The organism is Nostoc sp. (genome assembly GCF_036919815.1).
GTDB lineage: Bacteria > Cyanobacteriota > Cyanobacteriia > Cyanobacteriales > Nostocaceae > Nostoc.
In genome coordinates this window covers 25452-38849 of record NZ_JBALCE010000049.1, presented here as the reverse complement: position 1 = coordinate 38849, position 13398 = coordinate 25452, and the positions used below count along the sequence as shown (strand labels likewise).

Annotated in this window: 11 protein-coding genes; 6 read left to right on the top strand and 5 right to left on the bottom strand. The window is 42.3% G+C overall.

The annotated features are described in order from the left end of the window. Positions 1-337: 337 nt before the first annotated feature. On the bottom strand, positions 338-904 hold the full coding sequence (locus tag V7K15_RS12515) for a pentapeptide repeat-containing protein (protein WP_334905821.1): 567 nt from the start codon (positions 902-904) through the stop codon (positions 338-340). 245 nt (positions 905-1149) lie between these two features. On the opposite strand from V7K15_RS12515, the gene V7K15_RS12510 reads away from it, so the two are divergent. After that, positions 1150-2040: a hypothetical protein gene (locus V7K15_RS12510; RefSeq protein WP_334905820.1), complete on the top strand. Its 891-nt coding sequence runs from the start codon at positions 1150-1152 to the stop codon at positions 2038-2040. 192 nt (positions 2041-2232) lie between these two features. Here the strand turns inward: V7K15_RS12510 and V7K15_RS12505 are convergent, their stop codons facing one another. Continuing rightward, entirely contained in the window at positions 2233-3627 is a 1395-nt protein-coding gene (locus V7K15_RS12505; protein WP_334905819.1) for a TldD/PmbA family protein, read from the bottom strand. Positions 3628-3968: 341 nt separating this feature from the next. Between V7K15_RS12505 and V7K15_RS12500 the strand changes: the two genes are divergently transcribed. Beyond that, on the top strand, positions 3969-4298 hold the full coding sequence (locus V7K15_RS12500) for an RNA recognition motif domain-containing protein (protein ID WP_334905818.1): 330 nt from the start codon (positions 3969-3971) through the stop codon (positions 4296-4298). Between the two features lie 120 nt (positions 4299-4418). After that, complete coding sequence (gene rpsU / locus V7K15_RS12495; RefSeq protein ID WP_069073774.1) at positions 4419-4610, top strand: 30S ribosomal protein S21; 192 nt, start codon at positions 4419-4421, stop codon at positions 4608-4610. 324 nt (positions 4611-4934) lie between these two features. Here the strand turns inward: rpsU and V7K15_RS12490 are convergent, their stop codons facing one another. After that, positions 4935-5081, bottom strand: a complete 147-nt coding sequence (locus V7K15_RS12490; protein WP_334905817.1) for a hypothetical protein — start codon at positions 5079-5081, stop codon at positions 4935-4937. Positions 5082-5166: 85 nt separating this feature from the next. Then, complete coding sequence (locus V7K15_RS12485; RefSeq protein WP_292791092.1) at positions 5167-5331, bottom strand: CopG family transcriptional regulator; 165 nt, start codon at positions 5329-5331, stop codon at positions 5167-5169. A gap of 452 nt (positions 5332-5783) precedes the next feature. Here V7K15_RS12485 and V7K15_RS12480 point away from each other — a divergent pair, with 452 nt between their 5' ends. The 3 genes from V7K15_RS12480 to nifJ all read left to right on the top strand — a co-directional run bounded on the left by V7K15_RS12480 (position 5784) and on the right by nifJ (position 11672). Next, complete coding sequence (locus V7K15_RS12480; RefSeq protein WP_334905816.1) at positions 5784-5909, top strand: hypothetical protein; 126 nt, start codon at positions 5784-5786, stop codon at positions 5907-5909. 198 nt (positions 5910-6107) lie between these two features. Continuing rightward, positions 6108-7508 carry an aromatic ring-hydroxylating dioxygenase subunit alpha gene (locus V7K15_RS12475; RefSeq protein ID WP_334905815.1) on the top strand — a complete coding sequence of 467 codons (1401 nt, stop codon included), beginning with the start codon at positions 6108-6110 and terminating at the stop codon, positions 7506-7508. A gap of 555 nt (positions 7509-8063) precedes the next feature. Next, positions 8064-11672 carry a pyruvate:ferredoxin (flavodoxin) oxidoreductase gene (nifJ, locus tag V7K15_RS12470; RefSeq protein ID WP_334905814.1) on the top strand — a complete coding sequence of 1203 codons (3609 nt, stop codon included), beginning with the start codon at positions 8064-8066 and terminating at the stop codon, positions 11670-11672. Positions 11673-12468: 796 nt separating this feature from the next. On the opposite strand, the gene V7K15_RS12465 is transcribed toward nifJ, so the two are convergent. After that, positions 12469-13386: a DUF1338 domain-containing protein gene (locus V7K15_RS12465; RefSeq protein ID WP_334905813.1), complete on the bottom strand. Its 918-nt coding sequence runs from the start codon at positions 13384-13386 to the stop codon at positions 12469-12471. Between the last annotated feature and the right edge of the window lie 12 nt (positions 13387-13398).

Below are 13398 nucleotides of genomic sequence, written 5' to 3'. Positions count from 1 at the left end.
TTGGAAGTCCCTAAACTGCTCTTACTTTATTCAGTGTAAATAGTTTACCTAATTACCATATATCCCGCCCCTATAGTCGGTACTGCTATTTAAGAATAAGAATTAAATATAGCTTTTCCTAATCAAATGAGGTACATCATAGCCCCCTCTCGAAGAGCGGGGAGGGGGTTGGGGGTGGGGTTCTTATGCCTCACTCAACTGATAACCGCCATAACATACAATTTATATCCCTGGCTTACCTCACCCTCAATCCCTCTCTTTATAAAGGAGAGGGAAGCTTGAGACAGGATGAAGTTTTGCATTTTATTTAATCGACGTTCCTTAGCGGCGGCAGATATCATACATTCCCATCTAGGACTGTTCCTTCTATATTGGCTCCTTCCAAATTTGCTCCACTCAAATTTGTCTGGCTCAAATCTGCTTGAGTGAGATTTGCCTGGGACAAGTCGGCTACAGTTAAGTCTGCACCACTCAAATCGGCTCCATCTAGATTCGCCGCTATCAAGCTGGCTTCGTGCAAATCCGCGTCACTCAAGTTAGTTTCAATCAGTTTCGCAACCGTCAAATTAGCGTGATTTAAATTCGCTCCTTCCATTGCGGCTCCATCCAAGATCGCTCCATCTAAAATAGCGCCGCTTAAGTTGCTACCACTGAGGTTAGCATTGCTCAAATCTGCTCCATTTAAGTCTGCCTCAATCAAACTGGCGTGGGCTAAATTAGCGTGACTCAAATTAGCTCCATCTAAAATTGCTCTATCTAAAATTACGCCACTAAGATCGGCTTCCCTTAAGTTTGCCTCGCTCAAGTTGACACCAGTAAAGTCTCTGACACCTGCGGCATAGTTTTTCAGGAGTTGATCTGCTTTCATATCTGTCACTGTGCTTAGGAACGTTTGATTTTTCATCCAGTTTACTCAGACAGGCAATAAATGCCCAGCCCGCGCTACGGGGGATTGGTGTGGTGAATCAAACCAGAGTGAACATCTAATCAATTTTATCTAGATTAGCTATCCTTAACTACTGGCGCTACTACCTAGAGTTGTGAGTTACTTTCATACTTGGGAGGGATGTTGCTCTCCTTAAAAATTTAACTAACTATTAGTGCAAAGCGATCGCTATACTCAATTGTGGTGTTCGTCTGGCAGAGATTATGGCAAAACCAATTCGTATTCTTTTGCAGACTACGATTCCTACGACTGAAAATGACTGGAGCATTTTTCGTTTTTCGATGTTACAAGATTATTTAGCATCGATTCAAGACGAAGCCGGAAACTGCTTATTTGAAGTTACCGGACGCGATTACGAATCAGATGCAGTCGGTAGTGACTCAGTTTTAAGTAGTCTCGACAAATCAGATTTTGATCAACTTTGGCTATTTGGCTTAGAGGTAAATCACGGTTTAACCGAAAAAGACATTGCAGCAATTAATGCTTTTCGGCAACGTGGCGGCGGGATTTTGACAACACGCGATCATCAGGATATGGGCTGTTCGATGTGTGGTTTAGTTGACATTGGTGATGTCAACTATTTCAACACCAAAAATCCCGATCCCGATGAATCTCGCTGGAGCCGAGATGACTCATACACAACTTATATCTCCTGGCCTAACTATCATTCTGGAGCTAACGGCGATTATCAAAAAATTACCATTGTTGAACCCATTCACGAACTTTTAAAAAATCCCAATTCTCCTTCGGGAAGTATCGAGTTTTTCCCTACACATCCGCATGAAGGCGGTATTGGCGTGCCTCCGGGCAATCCAAACACACGCGTAATTGCTCTGGGTAAAAGCTTAGTTACAAATCGTAACTTCAATTTGGTTGTAGCGATCGAGCATCATCAAGATAAACAGGGGAATATACTAGGACGAGCAGTAGCTAACTCTAGCTTCCATCATTTAGTAGATTACAACTGGGATATTAACAAAGGCTGTCCCACTTTTGTCGATGAGCCACCAGGAGATGGCATGAAAAAAGAGCCACGCGCTTTACAAGATATCAAAACCTATGTGCGTAACGTCGCTTTCTGGCTAGCAAATTGATTTTTTTATTAATTGCCGTCAGGGATTTCCAAGAAAAAAATTATCCAATCTTGTGGGGTGGGCATCTTGCCTGCCCAGTAATTAAAGGCGGGCAAGATGCCCACCCCACAATAAATAATTGGATATTTTTTTATTTGTCAGTCCCTAAGTCCGCCGCTATACCCAGTATTTTGGGTTATAGCGGCGGTTGGTTCACGTTTCCCCACCAACTACTACATCTCGAATTCGCAGACTAGGACCAGCACAACCCACTGACAAACCGTTTTGCCCTCCCTTACCACAACCGCCAGATTCATCCCAGTAAAAGTCATTACCAAGTGCCTCAATATCCGCTAAAGTTTGAAATACATTTCCCGAAAGCGTCACATCCCGCACAGGTTCAGCAATTTTGCCGTTCCTAATCATCCACGCTTCCCCAGCACTAAAGGTAAACATTTCCCCATTCGTCATCCCACCCAACCAATTACGGGCATAAACTCCTTCTTTGATATCGGTAAATAAGTCTTCGACTGGCGTTTTACCGCGTTCAATCCAGGTATTTGTCATTCGCACAATGGGAGTAAAGTGATAGTTGAGACAACGTGCATTACCAGTAGGCGCTTCCTCCAATTTGCCAGCAGTTTCACGAGAATGTAAACGTCCAACTAAAACTCCATCTTTAATTAGTTGAGTAGTACTAGCAGGCGTGCCTTCATCGTCGTAAAAATAGCTGCCGCGATGTCCTTCTGGGGCTGCACCATCAAAAATTTGCAGTTCTTCTGGGCCAAACCGTCGGCCGATGGTCATCACTTCCAGCAGATCGGGGTTTTCATAAGCCATATCGGCCTCAGAAAGATGTCCGAAGGCTTCGTGGACAAATAAACCTGTGAGAATTGGGTCAATGACTACGGTGTAAGTATTCCCTTTCACCGATGGCAAAGACAAAGCGGCGATCGCTCTTTGAGCGGCACCTTTGACCTGTTCATCCAAATCGGTTAAATCTTCGTAAGCTTTGCGAGAGCCAGTAGTTTCCCGTCCAGTTTGTACGGTTTCGCCATTTCTGGCGGTGGCGGCAAAGCGCATTTCCATATCCACCCAAGATTGCTCGATTAAAGTGCCTTCTGAGGTAGCGATGATCACTTTTTGGGCGCTGTCACCGTAACGCACCGAGGTAGTGGTAATCCGGTGATCAACGCTTTTGAGCAATTCGGCATAGCGATCGCACAATTGTTTTTTGTTTGAGAGTGAGATTTTTCGGGGGTCGGTGCCTTTTAAGGGGAGAATGCATATTGCTTGCACCGGGTCAATGGGTGCAAGTAATGTTTCTTCATCACCAACCATCCGCGCCGCAGCGATCGCTTCTTCAATACGATCCTTAATTGTCGTCAGTTGGTTAAAGCAGCTCAACCCCCATCCACCTTTATAACAAGCGCGAATATGTCCACCAATGGAGACGCCTTCAGTCAGGGTTTCTACCTTGTCGCCACGCAACAAGATATCAGTCCCTTCTGCTTCTTCAAGGCGAATCATCAGATAATCTACACGCTTTGAGTAGCGGGCGATCAGGTCAGAAAGCAAATTTTGGGCATCAGCAAGTGTAGTCGGCATTTTCAGATACTAACAATGACGAACTGCATTTATTTTGCAATTATTTGGGAAATTTATCCTACTCAATATCGGAGTTGCCTATGAATCCCTGATCTAGAGGATGGGGAGCAGGGGAGAAAATACCCAATGCCCAATACCCAATTTGGCACGTAGCACTCTGACTCTTAGTACTTCATTTTTTACGGTGGGTAAGAACTGAATCATGTGCTAAGATAATCAAGTGAGAATAAAATTCGGTTACAGTGTTTGTTTTTAGTATTGACAGGCTTTTCCCTTTTGGTCTTAACAAGCTTGTCTCCGAAATCTAAATCTCTACACACTTATGGTTTTGGAGATAATGCATGTCAATTTACGTAGGTAATCTATCCTACGAGGTCACACAAGAAGACCTCACCTCTGTTTTTGCCGAACATGGTGCTGTAAAACGGGTTCAGTTGCCTACTGACCGTGAAACAGGACGTCCACGCGGCTTTGCTTTCGTAGAGATGGGTACTGAAGCCGAGGAAACAGCAGCTATTGAAGCTCTTGATGGTGCTGAGTGGATGGGACGCGATCTCAAAGTGAATAAGGCTAAACCCAAGGAAGATAGAGGCGGTTCCTTTGGTGGTGGTGGTGGCGATCGTCGCGGCAATAGTGGCGGTGGCGGAGGATACTCTCGAGGACGCTACTAAACTTTAAGATAAAAAATTCAGTTTTAAGGTCTTAAGGGCAGAATCATTATCTGCCCTTTTTGCGCTCCGGTCTACTGGATGGCTTAAAATTGCCCAGTACCAATTAAGTAGGAGATGAAAATGACCCAAGTATTTGTGGGCGAGAATGAAGGAATTGAGTCAGCCTTACGTCGATTTAAGAGGGAAGTTTCCAAAGCAGGTATTTTTCCAGACATGAGAAAGAATCGTCACTTTGAAACGCCTTTGGAAAAACACAAGCGTAAAGAAGTCGCAAGGCACAAACAACGCAAGAGAAATTTCCGTCGTAATTGAGAACAAGCGATTGCACTCTCTCATTAGATTCTCCGCTGTCGAAGAGGCGATCGCTATACTCCTGCATTTGAATCTAAAGGGTAGATTTTGGCAAAGCCATTACTAACTTATTATGGAATGGGCAATTGGATGCTCCCACGGCTACGGAAATATCGCTACGCTCATTCCCACTTAAAGCCGTGGGATTCTAGCCTTTAACAGTATTAACAGTTAAACAAGTCGGAAGTACAGTTTTGTAACGGGGATTTAAACCCCGCTTAACATACTTGACTTAATTAGATTATTAGCTCTTAAGTAGAAGGAGCGATCGCTATGCTGACTTTACTACATTTGGCATACATCCAGTGCCAACAGCGATCGCAGCCTATTGAGTTGTTCGCGGATCTGGAGGCGTTTGGGCAGGAATGCTGTTACCCCTGCCTCTAAACTCCTCTGGTGATTTGACTCACCTATAGCGCGTGTTTGCAGCAAAATAACTAATAACTGTAAAACACTATATTTCCCTCACAAATTGAGATATGCTAATCATGGTTTTGTTTTTGTTCAGTATGATTTACTAGGTTTGGGAGGCTTTTTCCTCTTGAGGAGAAAGAGAGCGAATTAACTCCCGAATTACATCTGTTGCTGGTCTCCCCGTGATTGAACAGAATTGTTCAAGCTTCTGTGCCTCGCTTGATGTGAGATTGATTGTAAGTCGTTTAGCAGCCCATTTTTTATTCATATTTTAGAGAGACAAGCGATATTTTTAAACTACTTCTCTAATATCAATCTTTTAAACTGCTATTACAATGGTATAAGTAATGACATTTACTTCAAGTAATCATGAAGCAGGATATGATATTTGTCTAAGCAAGAGTGAAGAGGTAGGGTATATTCTCAAGTGTGAAGTTTAGCTACTTATAGGCTAGTAATGATAAATATAGCGGTTCTTGGCCTTTGTGAGGTACAAGAACCCCACCCCCAACCCCCTAAGAGCAAGCGAGTAGGGGGGCTATAATTTACCTCAGCTGATTAAAAAACGCTATAAAATGTAAAATGAATATTAAGTAAGTAAACAAAACATAAGTATTATCACTAGCTACTATTGTATTTTAAATAACTAAATTAATTTTGTGAGGCAAGTCAGGAATTTGGCTCTGGTTTTTTTGAGTAGACAAGAATTGCTTCTACCTAATGGTTTACCCAATTTGCTCATCCAAAATTTCTATTCATCGCCAGGTGAAAAAACAAGAATCGTTCAACGGCTTACTGCTGCTTCTATTTGCTCGTCGATTGAATCGGCGATCGCTAGGGGTTTAAAGGTATAAACTAAAAACGTGAGATTTATTTTATATTGGCAAATTAGCTTATTAATATAGATATATAGCGGTTCTCAGTTGACTAAGCTACAAGAACCCCACCCCCAACCCCCTAAGAGCAAGCGATGAGGGGGCTATGATGTACCTCAGTAGACTAGGAAACGCTATAGTTTTATCAATTAGGTTTCTATCTTTTCTTATGACAACTCAGTTTTTATGGGCTAAACAGTGGTATCCTATTATTCCTTTAAGCTACTTAGATATTTTGAATCCTACTCCTGTCACTCTTCTGGGGAAAAAATTGGTGATTTGGAGAGACAAAAATCAAAAGTGGATAGTAATGGATGATGTTTGTCCTCATAAGTTGGCGCGACTATCTATGGGAACCATCACTGAAGATGGAAACTTAATGTGTAGACATCATGGTTGGTGTTTTAACGGTGAGGGGAAATGCACTAAAATTCCTATGTTGGCTGCTGGTAGCCAAGCAGAAGTAACTGCTTGTGATAGTTTAAGGTCAAGAATTACTAAATATCCTACACAAATTATCCAAGAATTGCTTTGGGTGTGGCCAGATGACAGTTCAACAGCCTTTGAGGATTGTAACTCAAAGCAGCCAGCTACCATACCAGAGTCCGAACTAGATATATCTTCCACCTCTTGGCACATGACAGAAGTTCCGGTTGGTTATACGGTATCTGTTGAAAGTACTTTTGATCCTTCTCATGCAGAATTTCTTCATGAGGGAATAGGTCTTTTTTCACCTAAAACATCTGTGCCTATGGAATATTTTGAATTTGTTGGAGAAATATCTGCCCAAGAAGGTTTTACTCTCAAACATCAAGGCTACAATCTCTTCAACAAAGATATGCAGGCGATGCGGAAGTTTACTCCACCGTCTTCTAATACTACGATATATAGTTACCCCAACGGGAAAACTAATATTTTTCAGTTGTATTTTGTTCCTACACAACCAGGTTACTGTAGGTACATTGGCAAGTTTATTTCTGATGAAAGTTTAGTTAAAAGAAATTTTTGGTTTGAGATTCTACCAAAGGATTTACAAACTGGGTTACAGCATTTATCGGGATACAAGCTAAGTGACCAAGATTTATCAGCGATGCATTCCCAGGAAGTGAATCAGTCATCATTAGATAAAAAATGGCAAAGGGCATACTTTATGCCTTCTCTCTCTGACGTGGGTATCATAACTTTTAGAAAATGGCTAGACGAATTTGCTGGAGGTAGTCCTTCATGGCAAGGGTGTGTACAAGGCGGTGTTAAACAATTGAATGATGAACAACTATATGACCGATGGCATAGACATACAAAGCATTGTCCCAGTTGTCGGAATTCTCTGATTTTTACTGAAAAGGTAGAAAGCTTTGGTAATATTTGCACTCTAATATTTGCACTCTTAACATTGGTTTTTATCTTGACAGGTGTTCACTTTAGTTTAGTGTTGATATCAACGCTCATTGCACTATTAAGTTCATTTTTATCATATAAGTCGAATGATATTAAGCAACTTTTTCTTAGTAGTATTCCTAACAGAGGTTTACCTTTGGTTAAACTTTATGGCAGCAATGCAAAAAAGTGAGATGAAATATAAAAAGTAGCGATCGGCACTCACCTCCATTAGACATAGGAGTGAAAAAGAATGTAGAGACGTAGCAGTGCTACGTCTCTACAAGGGTTCTGGGTAACGCATATTTAATTTCTGGAGATGTTTGCTGTATAATGCATCAGTTTTCCTCCAATTGCTAATTGAGAAGTCAAAAATTAATCATATTTTCTATCTTCGGGTAATTTCTTGATTTGCGGAATATTTTGTATCAGATATTCCCGACCCTATACCCCACAAAAAAGAATAAATTGCTTTAAAGTCTTATAAAACAGAGACTTTAGTGATTGAGTACATTATTAATAGATATTAATAGATGCAGAATTGCAGATGCGATATTAATAGATGCAGTATTTATTTAAAGTTAACTTAAAAGCCGAAAGTCATCAATAAATTCTCCTTTAAACACGGAGTCAATCCTACCAATAAATCTTTAATCCATATAACTCACTTTTGAGTTGTGACTATTTCTGATTCTTATATTCACACGTTCTGATAATGCAGCTTAGAGGCGGAGAGAAAAATTATATTATGACTAAAACCTTTGCAACCATTGACGGGAATGAGGCTGTCGCCCGTGTTGCTTACAAATTAAATGAAGTGATTGCGATTTATCCCATCACCCCCTCTTCGGCGATGGGTGAATGGGCTGATGCTTGGTCGGCAGAAGGTCGTCCTAACCTCTGGGGTACTGTTCCCAGCGTCGTGCAAATGCAGAGCGAGGGAGGAGCCGCCGGCGCTGTGCATGGAGCATTACAAACAGGTTCCCTGAGTACCACTTTCACGGCATCTCAGGGATTATTGTTGATGATACCCAACTTTTACAAAATAGCTGGTGAGTTGACTAGCGCTGTGGTTCACGTTGCCGCCCGCACCCTGGCTACCCACGCGTTATCAATTTTTGGTGATCATAGCGATGTGATGGCAGCTCGTGCAACTGGTTTTGCTTTGCTGTGTTCCGCTTCGGTGCAGGAAAGTCAAGATTTTGCTCTCATCGCCCATGCTGCTACCCTAGAAGCGCGAGTCTCGTTTATGCACTTCTTTGATGGTTTCCGCACCTCGCATGAAGTACAGAAGGTTAAACTGCTCTCAGATGACGATTTGCGATCGCTAATCCACGATCACCTAATACTCGCCCACCGCAGCCGGGCGCTGACCCCAGATCGTCCAGTTTTGCGCGGTACTGCCCAAAACCCTGATGTCTACTTCCAAGGACGTGAAGGCGCTAACCCTTACTACAAGGCTTGTCCAGAAATTGTCCAGCGCATTATGGATCAATTTGGAGAACGCACGGGAAGGCATTACAAAATCTATGAATATTACGGGGCTAACGATGCCGATCGCGTTATCGTTATTATGGGTTCAGGCTGTGAAACCGTTCATGAAACAATAGATTACCTTAACGCCCGTGGTGAAAAACTTGGTGTTGTAAAAGTGCGACTTTACCGCCCATTTGATGTTCAAAGATTTGTTGCAGTATTACCAACTAGTGTAAAAGCGATCGCTGTTCTTGACCGCACCAAAGAAGCAGGTAGCGCCGGTGAGCCGTTGTATTTGGATGTTGTGGCTGCTATTCATGAAGCGTGGGGAGATGAGGGAGATAATTTTATCTCATTCCCCAAAATTATTGGTGGTCGTTACGGTCTTTCTTCCAAAGAATTTACTCCGGCGATGGTGAAGGGCATTTTTGATAACCTTGCTGAAGCTAAACCAAAAAATCACTTTACTATTGGAATTAATGACGACGTTAGTCATACTTCTCTAAGCTTTGACTCTAACTTCTCCACAGAATCAGATAATGTTGTTCGCGCAATGTTCTATGGGTTGGGCGCTGATGGTACTGTTGGGGCTAATAAAAACTCTATTAAGATTATTGGTGAAGAAACCGACAATTACGCCCAAGGCTATTTTGTCTATGATTCCAAGAAATCTGGCTCGATGACCGTTTCTCACTTACGCTTCGGTAAAGAGCCAATTCGCTCCACCTACCTAATTGACCAAGCTAACTTTATTGGTTGCCATCATTGGGGATTTCTGGAACGCATAGATATTCTGAAGGCTGCTATTCCTGGGGCGACTTTGCTGCTTAACAGTCCATATAATGCAGATACAGTCTGGGAAAATTTACCGCTTAAGGTGCAGCAGCAAATTATCGATAAGCATTTGAAGTTATACGTAATCAATGCTAGCCAAGTCGCGCGTGAAAGTGGCATGGGTGGAAGAATTAACACTATTATGCAGGTATGCTTCTTTGCTTTAGCGGGTGTCTTGCCACAAGAAGAAGCGATCGCTAAAATCAAACAAGCGATTGACAAAACCTACGGTAAAAAAGGTGCAGAAGTCGTCCGCATGAACTTGCAAGCTGTAGACAACACCTTAGAAAACTTGCATCAGGTCAAATTAACAGACGCGATGAATCAATTAAGAGACGCGATGAATCGCGTCTCTACTTGTACAGAGACGATTCATCGCGTCTCTCTTAACTCCGCTCCCGATTTTGTGCGGGAAGTTCTGGGCAAAATCATGGTATGGGAAGGTGATGACTTACCTGTAAGCACACTACCAGTTGATGGCACTTTTCCTGTAGGTACTGCCAAGTGGGAAAAACGTAACGTTGCTGAAGAGATACCTGTGTGGGATCTGGATGTCTGCGTTCAGTGTGGTAAGTGCGTCATGGTTTGTCCCCACAGTGCCATCCGTGCCAAGGCTTATCAATCAGATGAGTTAGTCAATGCACCAGAAACCTTTAAATCAACTGGTGCAAAAGATAAAGACTTTGCCAATCAAAAATTTACCATTCAAGTTGCCCCAGAAGACTGCACAGGATGCGCCATTTGTGTAGATATTTGCCCGGCTAAAAATAAGTTTGAGCCATTGCGGAAAGCGATTAATATGGCAGAGCAGCTGCCTTTACAAGAACAAGAGCGGAAAAACTGGGATTTCTTCTTAAGTTTACCCAATCCTGACAGGCGATCGCTAAAATTAAATCAGATTCGCCAACAACAACTGCAAGAACCTTTATTTGAATTCTCTGGTGCTTGTGCAGGTTGTGGTGAAACACCTTATTTAAAATTATTAACACAATTGTTTGGCGATCGCGCCGTCATTGCCAATGCTACAGGTTGCTCCTCAATTTATGGTGGCAATCTCCCCACAACTCCTTGGACAACAAATGCCCAAGGACGCGGCCCTGCGTGGTCTAATAATTTATTTGAAGATAACGCCGAATTCGGTTTTGGCTTCCGCCTTTCCTTAGACAAACAAGCTGAGTTTGCGGCGGAATTGTTGCAACAGTTGGGGAGTGAAATAGATGAAAACCTTGCTCAGTCGATCCTCAAAGCTGAACAAAAATCTGAGGCTGACATTTGGGAACAGCGCGAACGGATAGAACTGTTGCAGCAAAAGTTAGATGAAATTGTAACTCTCGAACCCAATCTCAAATCCAAAATCCAAAATCTCAAATCCCTTGCAAACTACTTGGTGAGAAAAAGCGTCTGGATTGTTGGCGGTGACGGTTGGGCTTATGATATTGATTTTGGCGGCATCGATCATGTAATCGCTAGTGGTCGAAATGTCAACATCTTGGTGATGGATACAGAAGTGTATTCTAATACAGGCGGTCAATCTTCCAAAGCTACGCCACGAGCCGCAGTTGCCAAATATGCCGCCAGTGGCAAGCCTGCACCTAAAAAAGACTTGGGTATGATTGCCATGACCTACGGAAATGTCTACGTAGCGAGTGTAGCGCTTGGCGCTAGAGATGAACATACCCTAAAAGCGTTTCTGGAAGCAGAAGCTTATGATGGTCCATCACTAATTATTGCTTACAGCCATTGCATCGCCCACGGGATTAATATGACTACAGCGATGAATCATCAGAAAACTCTGGTAGAATCAGGTCGTTGGTTGCTGTATCGGCATAATCCAGAGTTGCTCAAACAGGGTAAAAATCCATTGCAATTGGATATGCGATCGCCTAAGCAATCGGTAGAAGATTCGATGTATCAAGAAAATCGCTTCAAAATGCTCACCAAGAGCAAACCCGACGTTGCCAAGCACTTGTTAGAACAAGCGCAAGCTGAGGTAGATGCACGTTGGCAGATGTACCAATATTTGGCAAAGCGTAATCTTGATGACTAAATAGATCGGTATAAATATAATATCGACTGTGATTACTTCGTTTCTCTCTAGGAGACACTACGCGATCGCAATGACATATTATATTGAATTATGCCTGCCTACTTATAGCGGTTCCCAAGTGCATCAGGCACATATAAAAACCTCACCCCCAACCCCTCTCCTTACTAAGGAGAGGGGAGCGCAGTTTTATTGGTGGCAGGTTAAGCTGTACTTCACTTTTATTAGGAAACGCTATAACATCGTGATGTTCATGACAAACATCGTGATATTCATAACAAACATCGTGATGTTCATGACAAACATCGTGATATTCATAAGAAACATCGTGATATTCATAAGAAACATCGTGATGTTCATGAGAAACATCGTGATTTAAGTTATATTAAACAATACCTTCGCCAATTTTTTAGAATGCCCGCAGAATAAAGCTTTCGGGCTATGGGTTTAAAACTAAATTCAAAAGTTTGAAACCCTTACTGTCTAAAGTATTTAGCTTTTTTGTCTAGCTCTAACCCTCTCATTTTGGCTAAGGTATTGATTAAAGGCAAACTTTATCCAACAAACACGCAAATATTGGGTTTGGTTGGGGACTTCCAAATAAAATGTTCATGGGAATGGCTGCTGACTCCAGTTAAATATTGAGTCAGAATTGAGTCAGAGACTCAATGAATGCATTCCCATACAGAGTATGGGAACGAGTCAAACCTTATCAAGCTAGGTTTTTAAAACTTGTGTGTACACTGTAGCCTTCTAGGAGAGAGATGAAAAAAAGAGGTTTTCCAGATATCGTGAAAAGTTAATTAAATAAACGAGTCATTTCAAACAATTGCTGGGCATTACTTCCTAAAAAAGCATCGAAAAGTATTTGCTCTCCAGATTCCACTTCCACAGAATAACGCTGGGCAATTTCATAATAGGCGTAAGTCCAAGGAATCTGAATTTCTGCACCACTATTATCATCTAATACTGTCACCATTTCTGTTGCTGCTTGAGTTGCAGTTTGCCGCAAACCACAAGCAATATTTCCCTCTATCTCTGCTTTCATTGGTACACCCAGGTTAGCCAAACCATCGGCGGTAGTCTCAATGTCTGGATATTCTGGAGTGTTCTGGCTGTTGATGTAGCCTGTAAAATGGTTGACTGCATATCCGTGCAGCAACACCCAAGCCCCATACTGAGTAACCTGATTCACCTCTTCGACAACAGAACGCTGGGGAGGTAGCCAAGGGCGGGTGAAGACTTGCTGGAGTTCTTTGGCGATGGTTTCAATATTCCCGTCTTTTTGTAGAAGAGTCCGGGGTGAGGTCAGTTTGTCTGGGATTGAAAATACTGTTTTAGAAATTAGTTGGGCAATATTAATAGGCAATTCATCGACAATCAACTCGCTGATAAACAGCTTGGGTAAGTTAAATTCCTCTTGTTGTGGATGACGATAATAACGGGCATATAAATGGGTTTGAGCAAAAGTATATTCTCCAGCCGTCACGTAACCTAAAGCTTCTGCAAGTTGTCCAAGATAGTCAATTCCCAGGTTAATTTTACCTTGTGGGCTATCTACTAATAAACGCAAAGACCGAAAGGCGATGTGGTCGTTGGCGACAGTCCCACCCGCAGCAGTAATCATTTGCTGGTAGGTATGGGCATGATTTACCCTAGCGCTGTATTCTTGCCAAAGTAATTTCCATAAATGAAGGGCAATTTCGTCATTTGTCATTTCTCTCCTACT